At 68.3% G+C, this 19,192-nt stretch carries 13 protein-coding genes; 9 read left to right on the top strand and 4 right to left on the bottom strand.

Annotated features, from left to right (window positions below):
- Nucleotides 1-629: 629 nt before the first annotated feature.
- Entirely contained in the window at nucleotides 630-836 is a 207-nt protein-coding gene (locus HLH29_RS14610) for a helix-turn-helix transcriptional regulator (protein WP_182968091.1), read from the bottom strand.
- The gene (locus tag HLH29_RS14605; RefSeq protein ID WP_182968090.1) at nucleotides 833-1,210 is read right to left on the bottom strand and encodes a hypothetical protein; all 378 of its coding nucleotides are present in this window, start codon (nucleotides 1,208-1,210) and stop codon (nucleotides 833-835) included. Before HLH29_RS14605 ends, HLH29_RS14610 begins: the two co-directional genes overlap by 4 nt.
- Nucleotides 1,211-1,478: 268 nt before the next feature.
- Here HLH29_RS14605 and HLH29_RS14600 point away from each other — a divergent pair, with 268 nt between their 5' ends.
- Nucleotides 1,479-2,384: an aminoglycoside N(3)-acetyltransferase gene (locus tag HLH29_RS14600; protein ID WP_182968089.1), complete on the top strand. Its 906-nt coding sequence runs from the start codon at nucleotides 1,479-1,481 to the stop codon at nucleotides 2,382-2,384.
- Here the strand turns inward: HLH29_RS14600 and HLH29_RS14595 are convergent.
- Nucleotides 2,362-2,859: a hypothetical protein gene (locus tag HLH29_RS14595; RefSeq protein WP_182968088.1), complete on the bottom strand. Its 498-nt coding sequence runs from the start codon at nucleotides 2,857-2,859 to the stop codon at nucleotides 2,362-2,364. The genes HLH29_RS14600 and HLH29_RS14595 overlap by 23 nt on opposite strands.
- A gap of 356 nt (nucleotides 2,860-3,215) precedes the next feature.
- Between HLH29_RS14595 and acuR the strand changes: the two genes are divergently transcribed.
- Together acuR and acuI are read left to right on the top strand one after the other, a co-directional pair.
- Nucleotides 3,216-3,830: an acrylate utilization transcriptional regulator AcuR gene (acuR, locus tag HLH29_RS14590; protein ID WP_182968087.1), complete on the top strand. Its 615-nt coding sequence runs from the start codon at nucleotides 3,216-3,218 to the stop codon at nucleotides 3,828-3,830.
- A 19-nt stretch (nucleotides 3,831-3,849) separates the two neighbouring features.
- Complete coding sequence (acuI, locus tag HLH29_RS14585) at nucleotides 3,850-4,833, top strand: acrylyl-CoA reductase (NADPH) (protein WP_182968086.1); 984 nt, start codon at nucleotides 3,850-3,852, stop codon at nucleotides 4,831-4,833.
- Nucleotides 4,834-4,890: 57 nt separating this feature from the next.
- Here acuI and HLH29_RS14580 read toward each other — a convergent pair whose 3' ends face one another.
- Complete coding sequence (locus HLH29_RS14580) at nucleotides 4,891-6,150, bottom strand: MFS transporter (RefSeq protein WP_182968085.1); 1,260 nt, start codon at nucleotides 6,148-6,150, stop codon at nucleotides 4,891-4,893.
- Nucleotides 6,151-6,448: 298 nt separating this feature from the next.
- Between HLH29_RS14580 and glgA the strand changes: the two genes are divergently transcribed.
- The 6 genes from glgA to treY all read left to right on the top strand — a co-directional run bounded on the left by glgA (nucleotide 6,449) and on the right by treY (nucleotide 19,190).
- The gene (glgA, locus tag HLH29_RS14575) at nucleotides 6,449-8,089 is read left to right on the top strand and encodes a glycogen synthase GlgA (protein ID WP_182968084.1); all 1,641 of its coding nucleotides are present in this window, start codon (nucleotides 6,449-6,451) and stop codon (nucleotides 8,087-8,089) included.
- A gap of 84 nt (nucleotides 8,090-8,173) precedes the next feature.
- Nucleotides 8,174-10,381 carry a 1,4-alpha-glucan branching protein GlgB gene (gene glgB / locus HLH29_RS14570; protein ID WP_182968083.1) on the top strand — a complete coding sequence of 736 codons (2,208 nt, stop codon included), beginning with the start codon at nucleotides 8,174-8,176 and terminating at the stop codon, nucleotides 10,379-10,381.
- Between the two features lie 195 nt (nucleotides 10,382-10,576).
- Entirely contained in the window at nucleotides 10,577-12,706 is a 2,130-nt protein-coding gene (glgX, locus tag HLH29_RS14565) for a glycogen debranching protein GlgX (protein ID WP_182968082.1), read from the top strand.
- Nucleotides 12,699-14,492 carry a malto-oligosyltrehalose trehalohydrolase gene (gene treZ, locus HLH29_RS14560; RefSeq protein WP_182968080.1) on the top strand — a complete coding sequence of 598 codons (1,794 nt, stop codon included), beginning with the start codon at nucleotides 12,699-12,701 and terminating at the stop codon, nucleotides 14,490-14,492. The genes glgX and treZ overlap by 8 nt, the downstream gene beginning before the upstream one ends.
- On the top strand, nucleotides 14,485-16,521 hold the full coding sequence (malQ, locus tag HLH29_RS14555) for a 4-alpha-glucanotransferase (protein ID WP_182968078.1): 2,037 nt from the start codon (nucleotides 14,485-14,487) through the stop codon (nucleotides 16,519-16,521). Before treZ ends, malQ begins: the two co-directional genes overlap by 8 nt.
- The gene (gene treY / locus HLH29_RS14550) at nucleotides 16,518-19,190 is read left to right on the top strand and encodes a malto-oligosyltrehalose synthase (RefSeq protein ID WP_182968076.1); all 2,673 of its coding nucleotides are present in this window, start codon (nucleotides 16,518-16,520) and stop codon (nucleotides 19,188-19,190) included. Before malQ ends, treY begins: the two co-directional genes overlap by 4 nt.
- The last annotated feature ends 2 nt before the right edge of the window (nucleotides 19,191-19,192 follow it).

The following is a 19,192-nucleotide window of genomic DNA, read 5'->3' as shown; positions in this document are numbered from 1 at the left end:
TCGCCGTCCAACCTCGAGCAACGAAAAATACCACTCGCCCTGTTCAACTCGTTGCTGAACAATGCCTGCTACGCCGCATAAAACACCAAAGCCCAGCTTAGAGCCTGACCGTAAATGCGCGCTGGCGGCGATCCGACGCGCGTTTCCTGCGCTTCGGTGCTCACTTCCATCAAGGCGGCTCCGCTCCGATGCTCGGAAACCCACGCCGGACGCGGCCCTTGCGGGCCGCTCTCGCTCGCCAGCCCACATTTTCGGTCAGGCTCTTAAACCCCATAAATCACGATAAATAATCAATAATGATCTTTTGACGGTAGGCAGACGATACGGCGGAACGCCGGCTGCCGTTCTCTATTGAGTCGCCCGAAAGAAAGGACGATCAGCGTCCTTTCAGCACGATTGTTATCTTTTCTTTCAGTTTCGGCAAATCAGTTTGAACGATGTTCCAGACGATATCGAAGTCTTGACCGAGCAAGGGTTGGCCGCCTGCCTGGCCGAACAGTATGGCGATCCGGCCGCACGGCACTACGCGGCCTTCTTCTGGACCGGGCTGGCATTCGCCGGTAGCTCCAGGCCCGTCGGACCCATGACGATTTTCCCCGATAGCGGACAAAATTTACGTATCGACGGCTCTATGAAGCGGCTCCCTCGCCATCGTCGAATACATCCTCAATATGCAGCGCGAAGAACCGGGCGAGCTTGAATGCCAGCGGCAGGCTGGGGTCATAGCGCCCGGCCTCGATGGCATTGATGGTCTGCCGCGACACGTTCAACTGCTCGCCCAGCGCCTCCTGCGACAGGCCGCGTGCCGTGCGCAGGGCACGGATGCAATTCTTCATCGATAGCGCCGCCGGGCCAGCGCCATGCCCAGCGCCCACAGGACACCCATGATGGACCAAACGGAAAACATCGAGATTCTTGCAAAACCGACCGTTTCGAGAAACCCATAGGAAAAGGTCAGGATCGCGGTGCCGGCAAAGGCGAAACCCAGCGCCTCGAACTGGACCCGGCGCTGCAATTCATCCATCCGGCCGAACTGGCGCACGATCACCCAGCACAGCCCGACACCCGGCACCATGGGGATCAGCGCCGTGATCGGCCGCCAGATGCCGGTCGCGATTCCATGATCGAGCAAGAGCATCGAGACGAGAACAGCAAGCACATAGACCCCAAGGCACGATCCCAGCTCGACCAGATAACGCGTTTTCGACATCGACCCCTCCGCGGTGTAAAGGATACTTTACACATACGTACCGGTCGGAAGAGGATAATGTCAAGAACACTTTACATTCATCCCCCACCTGCTCTCCTCACTTCGTGACCACTCCCCTGAAAGGTCCGTTGGCATTTAATAGACGATCGGCCTAATAAACCCGTCATGGAGGCCGCCTTCTACCCCCGCCGACATGGCCGCCCGCCGCGCGTGCCAGACGGCCACGCAAACGCGCGAACAGCTCAAGTGACATCGAGAGGCAAGTTTGATGGGCGAGTTCAATGTGATCATGTCAAGTCGACGAATGCAGAGCTGCGAAAGCCTGATTGCCGATTTGATCGGGATTGGTGTCCGAGAGGCTGGTCCTCTGTTGGTCCATAGTTCACTCAAAGCTCTGGGGTGGGTCAGCGGCGGACCTGCGGCCGTATTGCAAGCAATATCGACAGTGGTCACTGCACGGGGGACCATAGTGATGCCAGCGCAGTCGCAGGATCTCACGGATCCGGCTGGCTGGGAAGCGCCGCCGGTGCCGCCGGATTGGCTCGAAGACATTCGGGCCTCAATGCCTGCGTTTGACCGCCGGCGAACGCCCACCCGAGATATGGGGCGGGTCGCGGAGCTTTTTCGAACCTGGCCTGATGTATGCAGAAGTGACCATCCCACCAGCTCGTTCGCGGCGTGGGGCGCTCAGGCATTGGCCGTCACCAGCGAGCAATCTCTCGCAGACCCATTCGGCGTGAACTCTCCACTCTCGAAACTGTACGAGCTCGATGCTCAGATTCTCTTGATTGGTGTCGGTTTTGACTGCTGTACGGCGCTGCACCATGCAGAACGTCTTGCGTGGCCCGATCAAGAAACGCGACGAGAGGGCTCGCCAATCATGGTAGAAGGGAAACGTGTCTGGATGTGGTATGATACGCCCGTCCTGAGAACGGAACTATTCGATGCAGCAGGCTCCTTTCTTCGCAAGGAAGGATTTGTGCGGGCAGGACAGATCGGGTCCGCACAATGCCAGATCATGTCTGCTCGCGCCGTAATCGACGCGGTGGTCGGTTGTTGGCGCCATAAGGACGGGTCGCGGACGCAAGGGGGGGCTGGAGAGGAGGCTCCCGCCTGCTCGTCGTCGTTGCTGACCGATGCCGCTGCCGGGGTCAGGCAGTTCGATGGCATGTGAGTGTATCGCCAATCGTCAGCGGGCTTCCATTGTGACTGACGGCCCAATCCACTTTCAGTGTGTTCGCGTCCCCGAACGCGTAGGTGAACTGCTCGATCACTGCGCCACCTTCAGTTCGATCCCATTTCAGAGCCTTCCCGTCCCAGCCCCGTGCAGCGAACCAGCGCATGCCATACACATCACTGATTGATGATTTCAGGGAACCATCCTTGCCGTTACTCCAGACCTCCAGGGAATGGTATGGGCCGGGAGGCCTGTCGTCGTGATGGAGGACCAGCGCGCCGCTACCGGCATCGCGCGTAATGGAGATGTCCGAAGCGATCGGGCGTTTGTTTCGGACGAAGTATCCCTCACACGACCAGGAACCTTCGATTTGAGGAAAAGGCGGTGCGAGCCTGTCTTCCGCCGCTACGGCGTGAAGCAGAAAGGCCGTCGATAGAATCAGTACGGTCAAGGTGAGAATAATAAGCCGCATGGGTGATTTCCTTCCCCGCGTCGAAACCGATTTCTTGCCTTCCAGTGTCTTTCTTTCGAAGTCATCCAGCAAGCCTTGGCATGGCCTCATTCCAGGAATGTGTGCTTTCCGGTGCTTCAGGGAACACGCGCTCTTCGATTGCTTCGCTAAAATCGAATGGACAGCTTCCGGTCACGGAAAAAGTTGACGTCCGTTTGTGCCGGCCTGGGGGGCAGGAAACAATCGAGGCCGTATGTCCGCGATGAGGGCGATTGTGTTGAAAAAGGGCGTGGCGGCTGGCGATCTCCTCGCTTCGTGACCCTGCACCTCACCGCAGACGCTGGAATTTAATAGACGATCGGTCTAATGAATCCGTCATGAATGCCGACTCACTCCCCCGCCGACGCGGCCGCCCCCCGCGCGCGCCAGACGGCCCCGCGCAAACGCGCGAACAGCTCATCCGCGCCGGCGTCGCTTCGTTGACCGAGCAAGGGTTCACGGCCACCGGCCTGGACGGGCTCCTCCGCGCCGCCGGCGTGCCAAAAGGCTCGTTCTATTATTATTTCGACAGCAAGGAGGCATTCGGCCTGGCGCTGATCGACAGTTACGCCGCCTACTTCGCGGCCAGGCTGGACCGCTGGCTGGGCCAGGCGCAGGTGCCGCCGCTGGAGCGCGTGCGCCATTTCGTGGCCGATGCGGCGGCCGGCATGGCCCGGCACGATTTCCGGCGCGGCTGCCTGATCGGCAATCTGGGTCAGGAACTGGCGGTGCTGCCCGAGACTTATCGCCAGGCGCTGGCCACGGTGCTGGCGTCGTGGGAGGCAAGGCTGGCCGCCTGCCTGGCCGAACAGTATGGCGACCCGGCCGCACGGCACTACGCGGCCTTCTTCTGGACCGGGTGGGAAGGTGCTGTGCTGCGCGCCCGGCTGGACCGCTCGGCCCGGCCGCTGGACCTGTTCCTGGACGGGTTCACCGCCCTGGTGCGCCTTTAGCAGAATGGGAGATCAGACAATGTTCGACGCGGTGATGATCGAAAAATCCGAAGACGGGGCACAGACGGTCCATGTCCGCTCGGTCGAAGACGCCCGCCTGCCCGATGGCGACGTGACGGTGCGCGTCGAATGGTCGACGCTCAATTACAAGGATGCCCTGGCCATCACCGGGCGCGGGCCCATCGTGCGGCAATTCCCCATGGTGCCCGGCATCGATTTCGCGGGCGTGGTCGAACTCTCGGCCCGCGCCGACATCCCGCCCGGCACCCGGGTGGTGCTGAACGGCTGGGGCGTGGGCGAACGCTGGTGGGGCGGGCTGGCCGGCCGGGCACGGGTCAAGGGCGACTGGCTGGTGCAACTGCCCGAGGCCTTCACCACGCGGCAGGCCATGGCGATCGGCACCGCCGGCTATACCGCCATGCTGTGCGTGATGGCGCTGGAACGGCAGGGCCTGACGCCGGAGCGCGGCCCGGTGCTGGTCACCGGCGCCTCGGGCGGGGTGGGCAGCGTCGCGGTCATGCTGCTGGCCCGGCTGGGCTACCACGTCGCCGCCGTCACCGGCCGGCCGGAGGAAGAGGATTACCTGCGCGCGCTGGGCGCCGCCGAGATCCTGCCGCGCAGCGGGTTTTCCACCCCCGGCCGGCCGCTGGAAAAGGCGCACTGGGCCGGGGCGGTCGATGTCGCGGGCGGCGTGGTGCTGGCCAATGTCTGCGCCGCGATGCTGCCCAACGGGGCGGTCACCGCCTGCGGGCTGGCGGCGGACATGGCGTTCCCGGCCACGGTGGCCCCGTTCATCCTGCGCGGGGTGACGCTGGTGGGCATCGACAGCGTGATGTGCCCCCGGCCCCAGAGGATCGAGGCCTGGCGGCGCCTGGCCGAACTCACCGACCCCACGCGCCTGGAATCGATGGTCACCGAAATCGCGCTGGCCGACGTGCCGCAAGCGGCGGCCGCCCTGCTGGACGGCAGGATGCGCGGGCGCATCGTCGTCCGCATCCCCTGAACAATCGTTTCAAACGCGCGTCCCGTCGCAAGGGGCCGCGCGTTCAAGGCAATGAGATTACTCCGGCGCGCCATCCAGATGCGAGTGATAGCGGGGCCCCGCGAATGTGGCCAGCAGGGCAATCGCGCAACCCGCGCCCCCCACCACGATCATCAGCGCCGGGGCCAGGTCGCCCCCCAGGCCCAGCGCGATCCGGTGCTGGATCAGCCCGGTACTGGCCGCGATCAGATTGCCGCACTGATACGCCACGCCGGGAAAGGTGGCCCGCACATCGGAGGGCGAGAGTTCGTTCAGATAGGCCGGCACCACCCCCCAGGCCCCTTGGATGCAGAACTGGATCAGTACCGCGCCAAGGGCGATCCAGACCGGCGCGGTGGAAAGCGCCCATAGCGGCAGCAGCGGCAGGGCCAGTGCCGCGGCCAGCGCAATGGCCCGCGCGCGCCCGATCCGCTCCGACAGCGCGCCGAAGCACAGCCCGCCCGCGATGGCGGCCAGATTGTACAGCACCACGATCACGGTAATGGTCGGATGCGGCAGGTGCCGCTGCAACGCCAGGAAGATCTTCGGAAACAGGTCCTGCGACCCGTGGCTGAAGAAATTGAATGCCGCCATCAGGCACACCGCATATACCACCAGCCCGCGATAGCGCCGCAGGACCGACAGCATGGACGGCTTGGCGGCGCGGGGCATGCCCGCCATCCGCTGCTGGCTGGCCAGCCAGACAGGGCTTTCCTTGACGTACAGCGCGACATAGATGACCGAAAGCCCGGTCGAGGCCCCCAGCACGAACAGCCCCTGCCACCCCAGCGCCGGCAGCAGCAGGAACATCAGCGACGCCAGCAGGTATCCCGCCGGATAGCCCGCCTGCAACAGGCCCGACGCCGTGCCGCGCCAGTGCGGCGGCACCGTCTCCATGGTCAGCGACGTGCCGACCCCCCATTCCCCGCCCAGCGCCACGCCGAACAGCAGCCGCAGCGCCAGGAAGATCGTCAGGTTGGGCGCGAAGGCCGACAGCAGTTCGATGGTGGAATAGGTCACGATCGTCGCCATCAGGATCGGGCGGCGCCCATACCGGTCGGCGGCCCGGCCGAACAGATAGGCCCCCACCGGCCGGCTGATCAGCGTCAGCGTCGGCGCCAGCAGGATCGCCTCCAGCGAGGTGGCAAAACTGTGGGCCACATTATCCAGCGTGAACAGCACGATGAAGAAATCGCAGGCATCGAGCGTCCAGCCCAGGAAGCACGCGGCGATGATGTGCCGGGCGTCGCTCAGGCTGCGGATCGGAGGGGCAGCGCCGGTCGGGGGCAGGGAGGTCATGATCGGGGCGGGTCCTTGATTGCTTTCCTCCGTTCTAGCGGCAACCGGCGCCGATGGCATGGGGGGCCACGAGATCATGGCGAGCGGCCCCCGCCGATGGCTGCATGCGATCGCGCCGGGCGCGAAAAGTTCGAATCACAAGTTCGAATCTCGCACCGAATTGGCAGGAATCTTTCGAAACTATCACTTTCCTGTGATAACGGTTCTCCAGCCGTCCGGCGTCGTTAGATTTTTTCAAGGGCCCGCAATCGCCGCGCTCGCGCGTTTTCCTTTCCTCCTGACCAAGAAGGGTAGTGGCATGAACCGTCACCAGCAGGAACAGGAGCCGTCGGGCCCGATCCGGGTGCTCTCCGTAGCATCCGAGATGTTCCCCTTCGTCAAGACGGGGGGACTGGGCGACGTGGTGGGCTCGCTGCCGGCGGCGCTGCGTACCGAGGGCGTGCTGGTGACGACCCTGCTGCCCGGCTACCCTGCGGTGCTGGACGCGCTGGAAGGCCCGGTGCGCGTAGCCACGATGGCGCCCCTGCCGGGTGTCGAGATCGCGCTGCTGGAAGGCTATGCCGCCGGTCATCACCTGCTGGTCATCGATTGTCCGCATCTGTTCCGCCGCAAGGGCAACCCCTATCTGGCGCCCGACGGCACCGACTGGCCCGATAACGGCGTGCGCTTCGCCTGCCTCTCGCGCGTCGCGGCCAGCATCGCCCAGGGGCAGGTACCGAGCCTCCGCCCCGACCTGGTGATGGCGCATGACTGGCAGGCCGGCCTCACCGGGGCCTATCTGCATTATGACGGCCAGCCGGCCGCGCCGGTGGTGCAGACCATCCACAATCTGGCCTTCCAGGGCCGCTTCCCGGTGGCGGATCTCGAACGGTTCGGCCTCCCGCCCCATGCTTTCACGATCGACGGGGTGGAATGTTACGGCGAAATCGGCTTCCTCAAGGCCGGCCTGCTCTTCGCCGCGCGCATCGTCACCGTCTCGCCGACCTATGCGCGCGAAATCCAGTCCCCCGAATGGGGCATGGGGCTGGACGGGCTGCTGCGCACCCGGGCCGACCAGCTCAGGGGGATCCTGAACGGTATCGACACCAATGACTGGAATCCCGAAACCGACCCGGCGGTCCTCTTCCCCTATCAGGTCGGCGACCTCGTGGGTCGCCGGCCCAACAAGCGGGCCTTCCAGGCGGAATTCGGCCTGCCGCAGGACCCGGATGTCTTTCTCCTGGGGCTGGTCAGCCGCCTGACCGGGCAGAAGGGGGTGGATATCCTGGCCGATATCGTGCCCCGCATCCTCGACGACCGCACGCAGCTGGTCGTGGTCGGCAGCGGCGACGTGGCGATGGAACGCGCGCTGGCCCGGCTGGCGCGCCAGTATCCCGACCGGCTGGCCTGCCATATCGGCTATAGCGAGCAATTGGGCCACCGCATCCAGGCCTCGGCCGACAGCCTGCTGCTGCCGTCGCGCTTCGAGCCCTGCGGCCTGACCCAGCTCTGCGCCGTGCGTTATGGCTGCGTGCCCATCGCGGCGCGCGTCGGCGGCCTGGCCGATACCATCATCGACGCCAACGAGGCCGCGATGGCCAGCGATGTCGCGACCGGCTTCCTGTTCTCGCCGGTCGATGGCGAGACCCTGGCCGGCGCCATCCGCCGCGCCGCCACCCTGTACCGGCAGCCGGCGCGCTGGGCGGGGCTGCAACGCAACGGCGCGCGCTATGACGTCTCCTGGGGGCGCAAGGCGCAGGAATATGCACGGTTGTTCCGCCGGGTCCTCGGCCGGCCGGAAATCGGCATGGCCGAATTCGACAAGTCGTCGGGGCGGCGCCGCACGCCGCTGGCGGGGCCGGGCGGCGTCGTCCCGTCCGCGCGGGGCGTGCGGGCCGCCTATCAGGCGGCCCGGCGCGGGCGGGTCCGCGCCAACGACCCGTTCGGCCGGCCCGGCTGACGACGCCGCGCCGAGCCGCCCTGCCGGCCCGCCCGTTCGTCCGTCCGTCTCCGCCTGCATTCCTGCCCGCCGGAATCCCGCCTCATGAACGTCGCCTCGAACGACAGTGCCTATTTCCTTCCCCCCGGGACCGAAGACCTCCTGCGGGGCACCTGCCCCGACCCGTTCGCCATCCTCGGCCGTCAGGCGCACGGCCGTTCCGACATCGTGCGCGCCTTCTGCCCCGACGCGCGGGCGGTGCGGCTGGTGGTCCAGCGCCCGCGCTCGGCCCCGATCGAGCGCGCCATGCGCCGGGTGGACGAACGCGGCCTGTATGTCGGCACCGTGCCCGCCGGCGCCCGCTACCGGTTCAAGATCGGCTGGGCCGACGGGTGGGAGGAAACCGAAGATCCCTATTCCTTCGGCCTGCTGCTGGGCGATCTGGACCTGCACCTGTTCGCCCAGGGCCAGCATCGCGACCTCGACCGGGTGATGGGCGCCCAGCCGATGGTGGTCGACGGCGTGGCCGGCGTGCGCTTCGTGGTGTGGGCCCCCAACGCCTTCCGGGTCTCGGTGATCGGCGATTTCAATGTCTGGGACGGCCGCCGCCACCCCATGCGCCTGCGCCACGCGGCCGGAATCTGGGAATTGTTCATCCCCCGCATCGGCCCGGGCGAGCGCTATAAATACGAAATCATCGACGCCGAGCACCGGCTGCTGCCTCCCAAGGCCGACCCGTATGCGCTGGCGGCGGAACAGCCGCCGGCCAACGCCTCGGTGGTGGCGGACACCACCCCCTTCGCCTGGACCGACGAGGACTGGATGCAGGGCCGCGCCGGCCGGCATGACGTTACCGCGCCGATGGCGATCTACGAGGTACACTTGGCCTCCTGGCGCCGCCCGGCGGGCGACCCGCACGGCATCCTGCGCTGGGACGATCTGGAACGGACGCTGATTCCCTACGTTGTCGATATGGGATTCACCCATATCGAGCTGATGCCGGTCATGGAGCATCCGTTCGACGGGTCATGGGGGTATCAGACGCTGGGCCTCTACGCGCCATCGGCCCGCTTCGGGGCGCCGCAGCAGTTCGCCGCCTTCGTCGATGCCTGCCACCGGGCCGGGGTGGGCGTGATCCTGGACTGGGTGCCGGCCCATTTCCCCGCCGACGCGCACGGCCTGGCCCATTTCGACGGCTCATGCCTGTACGAGCACGCGGACCGGCGCGAGGGCTACCACCCCGACTGGCACACGCTGATCTACAATTTCGGACGCAACGAGATCCGGGGCTTCCTGATCGGCAGCGCGCTGACCTGGCTGCGCCGCTACCATGTCGACGGGCTGCGGGTCGATGCCGTGGCCTCGATGCTCTATCGCGACTACAGCCGGCGCGAGGGCGAATGGCTGGCCAACATCCATGGCGGCCGCGAGAACCTGGAGGCCGTCGCCTTCGTGCGCGACCTGAACACGATCATCGCCGAACATTGTCCCCACACGCTGATGATCGCCGAGGAATCGACGGCCTGGCCCGGCGTCAGTTGGCCGGTGGCCGATGGGGGGCTGGGCTTTTCCTATAAATGGAACATGGGCTGGATGCACGACACGCTGGCCTATATCGGGCGCGACCCGCTCTGGCGCCGCTACCACCATTCCGAAATCATGTTCGGCCTGTACTATGCTTTTTCCGAGCGGTTCATCCTGCCGCTGTCGCATGACGAAGTCGTCCACGGCAAGGGCTCCCTGCTGGAGCGCATGCCCGGCGACGATTGGCGCAGACATGCCGGGCTGCGCGCCTATTTCGCCTTCATGTGGGGCCATCCGGGCAAGAAACTGCTGTTCATGGGCGGCGAACTGGCCCAGCCGTACGAATGGCGCGCGGATGGCGAGGTCGCATGGTACCGGCTGGACCAGCCGGAAGGGCGCGGCATGCAGGCGCTGGTCCGCGACCTCAACCGCCTGCACCGCGCCCGGCCGGCCCTGCATCGCGCCGACTGCACGTCCGACGGGTTCGAATGGCTGATCGGCGACGATGTCGACAATGCCGTCTTCGTCTGGCTGCGCCGCGCGCCCGACGCCGCCCCGGTCCTCGTGGTCTGCAACATGACGCCGGTGCCGCGCCCCGCCTACCGCGTGGGCGTGCCCTATGGGGGATATTGGCGCGAACTGCTCAATTCCGACGGAGGCGAATATGCGGGGTCCGGCATGGGCAATGGCGGCGGCGTCCAGGCCGAGCCCGAAGCCGCCCATGGCTACGACCATTCCTGCGTCCTCATCCTGCCGCCCCTCGCGGTCCTGTACCTCTCGCCGGAGTAAGCCCGTGCATGTTCAGAGCCTGACCGAAAATGCGCGCTGGCGGCGATCCAGCATGCGTTGCCTGCGCTTCGGTGCTCATGGCCATCAAGGCCACGCCGCTCCGATGCTCGGCAACACACGCCGGGCGCGGCCCCCTGGGCCGCTCTCGCTCGCCAGCCCGCATTTTCGGTCCGGCTCTCAGACAGGGTCCGGCCGATGATGCGCTTTCCCGCCCGGCTGATGCGCGGCGCCCCCGCGCCCCTGGGCGCCACCTGGGACGGGCTGGGTGTCAATTTCGCGGTCTTCTCGGCCAATGCGCACCGCATCGACCTGTGCGTGTTCGATCACTCGGGCAGGCGGGAGGTCGCGCGGTTCGACCTGCCCGAACGCACCGATGAGGTCTGGCACGGCTACCTGCCCGACGCGCGACCGGGCCTGCTCTACGGCTACCGCGCCTACGGCCCCTACGAGCCGCTGCGCGGCCACCGCTTCAACCCGCACAAGCTGCTGGTCGATCCCTATGCCCGCGCGCTGCACGGCACCCTGACCTGGTCGGACGCGCTGTTCGGCTACCGCGTCAACTCGCCGCGCGGCGACCTGTCGATCGACCGGCGCGACAGCGCCCCCGCCATGCCCAAGAGCGTGGTCACCAACGACGCCTTCAACTGGGGCGAGGACCGTCTGCCCCGCGTGCCGTGGGACCGCACCGTGATCATGGAGGCGCATGTGCGCGGCCTGTCGATGCGCCGCAACGACCTGATGCCGGTCGAACGCGGCACCTTCCGCGCTTTGTCCGACCCGCGCCTGATCGACCATCTGCTGCATCTGGGCATCACCACGCTGGAACTGATGCCGGTCCAGGCCTTCCTCAAGGACCGGTTCCTGATCGAACGCGGGCTGACCAATTACTGGGGCTACAACACGCTGGCCTTCTTCGCCCCCCAGACCGGCTACCTGGCCGAAGGCTCCCCGCACGAAATCCGCACCGCCATCCGCCGCCTGCACGCGGCAGGGATCGAAATCATCCTCGACGTGGTCTACAACCATACGTGCGAGGGCAGCGAGCTCGGCCCCACCCTGTGCTATCGCGGGCTGGACAACGCCGTCTATTACCGCCTGGTGCCGGAGGACGAGCGCCACCTGATCAACGATACCGGATGCGGCAACACGCTCAACCTGTCGCACCCGCGCGTGCTGCAGATGGTCATGGACTCGCTGCGCCACTGGGCGGTCGATTTCCATATCGACGGGTTCCGCTTCGATCTCTGCTCCACCCTGGGGCGCGAGAGCTACGGGTTCGACCCGTTCTGCGGCTTCTTCGACGTGCTGCGCCAGGACCCGGTCCTGTCCACGCTCAAGCTGATCGCCGAACCGTGGGACCCGGGGCCCGGCGGCTACCAGCTCGGCAACCATCCGCCCGGCTTCGCCGAATGGAACGACCGCTACCGCGACACGGTGCGGCGCTTCTGGCGCGGCGATGCGCTGACGCGCGGCGACCTGGCGGCACGGCTCGCGGGCTCGGCCGACGTGTTCGACCGGCGCGGGCGGCGCCCGTGGGCATCGGTCAATTTCGTGACCTCGCATGACGGTTTCACGCTGATGGACCTGGTCAGCTACAGCCACAAGCATAACGACGCCAATGGCGAGGGCGGGCAGGACGGCCATTCCGACAATCTCGGCCGCAACTGGGGGGTGGAAGGCCCGACCGACGATCCGGCGATCCTGGCGGTGCGCGCCCGGGTGCGGCGGGCCATGCTGGCCACCCTGTTCCTCTCGCAGGGCACGCCGATGCTGCTGGCGGGCGACGAATTCGGCCAGACCCAGGGCGGCAACAACAATGCCTACTGCCAGGACAACCCCGTCACCTGGCTGGACTGGCCGCTGGCCGCCTCGACCGCCGGGCAGGCGATGATCGCCTATGTCGCCCGGCTGACGGCCCTGCGCGCCGCCCACCCGTCCGTCCGCTGGCGCAGCTTCCTCTACGGCAAGCGCGAAACCCGCGCCGGCCTGCTCGACATCGCCTGGTACGATCCCGAGGGCCATCCGATGACGTCCGACGCCTGGAATGACGAGCATGGAAGAATTTTGGGTCTTCTCCGCTCCTGCACCGATGATTCCGGCGCCACCGATACCACCTACCTGATCATGAACGCGGGCGACGCGGACGCGGACTGCACCCTGCCGCCGATTCCGGGCGAATGGACGCTGCTGCTCGACAGTGCCGACCCGGCCCGGACCGGCACGATCGCGGACAGGCTGGCGCGCTGGACGGTGGGTGCCCACGGCGTCGTGCTGCTCGGCTTCACCCCCGACGCACGCCATGCAAAGGGAACGGTCGATGCGTAAGACCCATGCTTTCGCCTGCAGTTTCGGCGCAACCCTCATCGCGCCGCATCAGACGCGCTTTCGCCTCTGGGCACCGTCCAGTTCCTCGGTTTCGGTCGAGATCGAGGGGCAGCCCCCGGTACCGATGGAGCGCCATCCCCATGGCTGGTTCGAGGTCACGGCCCCCTGCGGCGCCGGCGCGCTCTATCGCTACCGGGTCAGCCCGCACCTGACGGTGCCCGACCCGGCCTCCCGCGCCCAGCCGCGCGACGTGTCGGGCCCCAGCCAGGTGGTCGACCCCCGCGCCTATGACTGGCAGGAAAATGAATGGCGGGGCCTGCCGTGGGAACAGGCCGTCATCTACGAAATCCATGTCGGCGCGGCCGGCGGGTTTCGCGGCGTGCGCGACCGGCTCGCCCGGCTGGCGGCACTCGGGGTCACGGCCGTCGAACTGATGCCGCTGTCCGAATTCCCCGGCGGTCGCAACTGGGGCTATGACGGCGTGCTGCCCTACGCGCCGGAATCCGCCTACGGCACGCCCGACGACCTCAAGGCGCTGATCGATCACGCCCACGCGCTGGGGATGATGATCTTTCTCGATGTCGTCTACAATCATTTCGGGCCGGAGGGGAATTTCCTCCCCGCCTACGCCGCCCCGTTCTTCCATGCCGGCCCGCAGACCCCCTGGGGCGACGCCATCGATTTCCGCCAGCCGGCCGTGCAGGCCTATTTTACCGAAAACGCCTTGTACTGGCTGATGGAATACCGGTTCGACGGGCTTCGCCTGGACGCGGTGCAGGCCATCGGCGAGCGCGACTGGCTGGTCGAACTGGCAGCCCATGTCCGCGCCCGGACCGAGCCCGGCCGCCACGTGCATCTGATCCTGGAGAACGAGAACAACGATTCCGGCCTGCTGCGCTCGGGGTTCGACGCGCAATGGAACGATGACGGGCACAACGCCCTGCACGTGCTGCTGACCGGCGAGGACGAGGGCTATTACGCCAATTTCGCCACCGACCCCACCGGGCGCCTGGCGCGCGTGCTGGCCGAGGGCTTCGCCTTCCAGGGCGAGTTGTTTCCCACCCTTGGCCGCCCACGCGGCATGGAAACGGGCGGCCTGCCGGCCAGCGCCTTCATCCTGTTCCTGCAGAATCACGACCAGATCGGCAATCGCGCGATGGGCGAGCGGCTGACGGTGCTGGCCCCGCCGCAGGCGCTGCGCGCCGCCTACGGGCTGCTGCTGCTGTCGCCGCAGATCCCGCTGCTGTTCATGGGCGAGGAATGGGGCTCGCGCCGTCCGTTCCTCTATTTCACCAGCCATCCGCCCATCCTGGGCGATATCGTGCGCGACGGCCGAAGGCGCGAATTCGCCGCCTTCGCCCATTTCAGCGACCCGGCCCGGCGCGAGACGATCCCCGATCCCAACCATCCCGACACCTTCGCCGCGTCGGTCCCCCTGGCGGATGAGGCAGGCTCGGCCGAGGGGCGGGCATGGCAGGGCTTCTTCGCCACCCTGCTGCGCCTGCGCCACGCCCGCATCACGCCGCGCCTGCCCGGCGCCCGGGGCCTGGGCGCGCGGGTCGTGGGGCCGGGCGCGGTGGCCGCGCGCTGGCGGATGGGCGACGGGGCCATCCTGTCGATCGGCCTCAATCTCGGGCCGGATGCGGTCGACCTGCCGGACTGGGTGGCCGGCCCGATCCTGTACCAGGACCCGCCGCAGCCGGGCGGGCAGGGGCCCCTGCCGTCGCATGGCGTGGTCGTCCATCTGGCCGAGCCCCGGCCGCCTTCGGGGGCTGCCCATGAATGACCGCAGCCTGCGCATGCGGGCACGCAAGGCCGGGCTGGCCACCGCATGGCGCGATGCCGCCGGCGTTTCGCACCGTGTCGGGGCCGATACGCTGCGCGGCCTGCTGCGCGTGCTGGAAGACGGGGCGAGGCTGGAGGACGGCGAACTGCCGCCGATGGTGGTGGGGCAGGCGGGCGTGGCCACGGTGCTGCCGCTGCGTCCGTCGTCCGAACGGCTGGCCTTCCGGCTGGAATGCGAGGATGGCAGCGTCATCACGGGCCAGGCCGGCCACGCGCGCGACGGCTGCCCGAGGCTGCCCGCCATCGCCGATCTCGGCTATCACAGGCTGGAAATCGCGGGCCGGCGGACGGTGCTGGCCATCGCACCGGCCCGCTGCCGCACGGTGGCCGACGCCACGGGCGGCGCGCGCGGCTGGGGCCTGTCGGTGCAGCTCCATGCCCTGCGCGCGCGGCACGATGCCGGGATCGGCCATTTCGGGGCCCTGGCCGACCTGGCGCGCCAGGCCGCCGCGGCCGGCGCCGACGCGCTGGCCATCAGCCCGGTCCATGCCATGTTCAGCGCCCGGCCCGCGCAGTTCAGCCCCTATTCCCCCTCCAGCAGGCTGTTCCTGAACGTGCTGCTCGCCGACATGCGCAGCTGGTTTTCCACGCACGATATCGGGGCGATGATGCGCCGGCTGCGCATCTCGCCGCAGGCCGCGCGGGCGCTGGAAGACGCGCCGCTGATCGACTGGCCGCAGGCGGCCGAGCTGCGGCTGCGCATGCTGCGTGGCCTGTATGACGATGTCATCCGCCCCGCGCCACCGGCCGAGCTGACGGCCTTCGTCGCGGCCCATGGCCGCGCGCTGCATTGCCACGCGGTGTTCGAGGCCCTGCAGGCGCATCAGCTCGGCCGCGGCCCGCGCGGCGGCAACTGGCGCGCCTGGCCCGGTGCGTTGCGCGATCCCGCCAGTCCCGAGGTCGCGCGCTTCGCCGAGGAACGCCATCATGACGTAGGCTTCCACCTGTTCCTGCAATGGCTGGCGGCGCGCGGCCTGCACGGCGCGGGCCAGGCGGCGCGCGACGGCGGCATGCGCATCGGCCTGATCGCGGACCTGGCGGTGGGTACCGATCCGGCCGGCAGCCAGTGCTGGGCCAACCAGGACGATTTCCTGATCGGCGGCTCGGTCGGCGCGCCGCCGGACCCGCTGGGCCCGCTGGGGCAGAATTGGGGGCTGACCACCTTTTCCCCCGGCGCGTTGCGCGCCCACGGCTATCGCGCCTTCATCGACACGCTGCGCGCGACGCTCACGCGCCAGGGCGGGGTGCGCATCGACCATGTGATGGGGCTGGAACGGCTGTGGGTGATCCCCGAGGGCGCGTCGGCCGCCGACGGGGCCTATCTCTCCTTCCCGGGGCGGGACCTGATGCGGCTGGTGGCGCTGGAATCGCACCGGCACCAGGCGGTGGTGATCGGCGAGGATCTCGGCACCGTGCCCGCCGGTTTTCGCACCCGCGCAGCACAGCGGTCGATCATGGGCATGAACGTGCTATGGTTCCAGCGCGATGCACAGGGCGCGTTCCTGCCGCCCGACAAATGGGGAGCGAACGATGTGGCCATGACGACCACGCACGACCTGCCCACCGTGGCCGGCTGGTGGCAGGCCACCGATATCGGCTGGCGCAGGAGCCTGCGCCAGCTGGCGCGCGGCACCAGGGCCGAGGACGCGCTGGCCGCCCGCGCGCATGACCGTACTGCGCTGTGGGCGGCGCTGCACCCGCCGGCCGCGCCCGAACCGCCGCCCGTCACGCCCGACGGCGCGGCCCGCGTGGTCGATGCGGCGGCGCGCTTCGTCGGCACCGCCGCCTCGGCGCTGGCCATCCTGCCGCTGGAAGACGCGCTGGGCCTGCCCGAACAGCCCAACCTCCCCGGCACCATCTCGGGCCACCCCAACTGGCAGCAGCGCTACCCGCCCGGCCCGCCGGTGCTGGAGCGGCCGGACGCGGCCCGCCGGCTGGACCTGCTGCGCACCGCCCGGAACCGCGTATGACGGCGGGCGTGCGCGCGACCGTCCGCCTGCAATTCCACGCCGGCTTCACGCTGGATGACGCGGTCCCGCTGGTCGGGTATTTCGCCGGTCTCGGGATCAGCCACCTTTACGCCTCGCCGCTGCTGGCCGCCCGCCCGGGCTCGACCCACGGCTACGACACGCTGGATTACAGCCGCATCAACCCCGAGCTGGGCGGGCGCGAGGCCCTGGCCCGTCTGGTGGCGCGGCTGCGCGCGCACGGCATGGGGCTGATCCTCGATATCGTGCCCAACCACATGGCGGTGGGCGGCAGCTTCAATGCGTGGTGGGAGGATGTGCTGGCCTGGGGGCGGGCCAGCCGGTGCGCCCATATGTTCGACATCGACTGGTCCCCGCCCGACGACAGCCTGCGCGACCGCGTGCTGCTGCCCTTCCTGGCCGATCCTTACGGCGACTGCCTGGAAAACGGCACGCTGGAACTGCGTTACGACGCAGCCGAGGGCAGTTTCGCCTGCTGGCATTACGAACACCGGTTCCCGATCTGCCCCGATCACTATGCCGATCTCTTCGCGCCCGAAGATACGCCGCCGCCCGACGGGCTGGCGGACTGGGCGCGCACGCCCCAGGGTGCGGCCGCCGTCGCGCGCGCGCTGGCGCGCATGGCCGGGCCCGATGGACGGGCCCGCCTGCATGCGCTGCTGGAGCGCCAGCATTACCGGCTCGCCTGGTGGCGCACGGCCTCCGACCTGATCAACTGGCGACGCTTCTTCGACATCACCGGCCTGGCCGGATTGAGTGTCGAACATCCCGACGTGTTCGACGCCGTGCATCGCACGATCATCGGCCTGTATGCCGACGGGCTGATCGACGGCGTGCGCGTCGACCATATCGACGGGCTGACCCAACCGGGCGCTTATACCACGCGCCTGCATCGCGCGCTTGCCGCTGCCGCCCCCGCCCGTCCGCCCGAGGCCCCACCGGGCGCCCCCCTCTATGTCGAGAAGATTCTGGCCGTGGAGGAGGTGCTCCCCACCGGCTGGGCGGTCGACGGCACCACCGGTTACGATTTTCTGGAACAGGTCGACCTGCTGCTCCACGACCAGCGCGGCGCGGACGCGCTGGACGATCTGTGGGTATGGGGCGCCGGCGGCGCCACCAGCTTCCATGCGGAGCAGGAGGCGGCGCGCGAGGCGGTACTGGACGGCACGCTGGCCGCCGACCTGGCCCGGCTGGTCCACGCCCTGGCCACCCTGGCACGCCGCGACCCGCGCGCCCGCGACTTCACGCCCGCCGCGCTGGAACGCGTACTGCGCCGCATCCTCATCCGCTTTCCCGTCTACCGGACTTATGAAGGCGATGGCGGCAAGGTGCTGCACGCGGTCTGCCAGTCCGTGCGCGCCGGGCTGGCGCCGGCACAGCAGCCGGTGCTGGACTGGCTGGAGCGCCAGCTCGGTCCGCAGGCGCCGGAAAATGCCGCCGGCGCCATCGCCTGCTTCGCGCACCTCACGGCCCCGCTTGCCGCCAAAGCCGTTGAAGATACAGCATTTTATCGCTATGGCCGCCTGCTGTCGCGCAACGATGTCGGCACGCATCCCGGCCAGTTCGGCGGCACCGTCGCCGCCTTTCACGCTGCCAATAACGTGCGCCGCCGCGACTGGCCCCGCGCCATGCTGGCCACCGCCACCCACGACCACAAGCGCGGCGAGGACGCCCGCGCGCGCCTGGCCGTGCTGTCCGAACTGGCCCAGGAATGGGTGCGCGTCGCCCCACGCTGGAGCACCTTCAACGCCCCGCTGCGCCAGCGGATCACGACCCGCTCAGGCCCCTGCGCCGCGCCCGACCGCGCGGACGAACTGATTCTCTACCAGACCCTGCTGGGCGCCTGGCCGGTGGGGGACGGTCCGCTCGAGCAAAGGATCACGGCGGAATTCCGCGACCGCCTGGCGGCCTGGCAGGTCAAGGCCCTGCGCGAGGCCAAACGCCACACAAGCTGGATCGACCCGGAACCAGCCTATGAGCAGGCCTGCGGCGCCTTCCTCGACGGCCTGCTCTCCCCCCATCCCGAAAACCGGTTTCCCCGGATGCTGGATGCATTCGTCAACCAGATCGCCCCGGCGGGCGCGCTGAACGGGCTGGCGCAGACGCTGCTGCGCCTGACCAGCCCCGGCGTGCCGGACCTGTATCAGGGCTGCGAATTCTGGGATTTCAGCCTGGTCGATCCCGACAATCGCCGGCCGGTCGATTTCGCGGCCCGCATGGCGGCGCTCGCCGAGGGCGCCGATTTCGGCTCGCTGCTGCCGCACTGGCGCGACGGCAGGGTGAAACAGGCGCTGATCGCGGCAGTACTGCGATTCCGGGCCGCTCATCCCGACCTGTTCGCCGAGGGGACGTACCGGCCCGTCAGGGTCACGGGCACCCGGCGCCAGCATCTGGCCGCCTTCGCCCGCGTCACGGCAGGGGCGACGATGCTGGTGATCGCACCGCGCCTGCCCGCCGCCCTGATGCCGGACCCCACCGACCTGTCCTGCCCCTCCATGCTCTGGCGCGGCACGGCGCTGGACTGGGACGACGCCCCGGCCGGCCCATGGCGCTCGCTGCTCTACCCGGGCCGCATGCCCGACCGCGCGGCAGTGCTGGACCTGGCCATGCTGGCCGACGCGGCACCGCTGGATGTGCTGGTGTCCGTCTGACC

It is taken from the genome of Gluconacetobacter tumulicola, assembly GCF_014174215.1.
Classification (GTDB): Bacteria; Pseudomonadota; Alphaproteobacteria; order Acetobacterales; family Acetobacteraceae; genus Gluconacetobacter; species Gluconacetobacter tumulicola.
The sequence above is the reverse complement of the archived record's forward strand: the minus strand, read 5'-3'. Positions and strand labels throughout refer to the sequence as shown.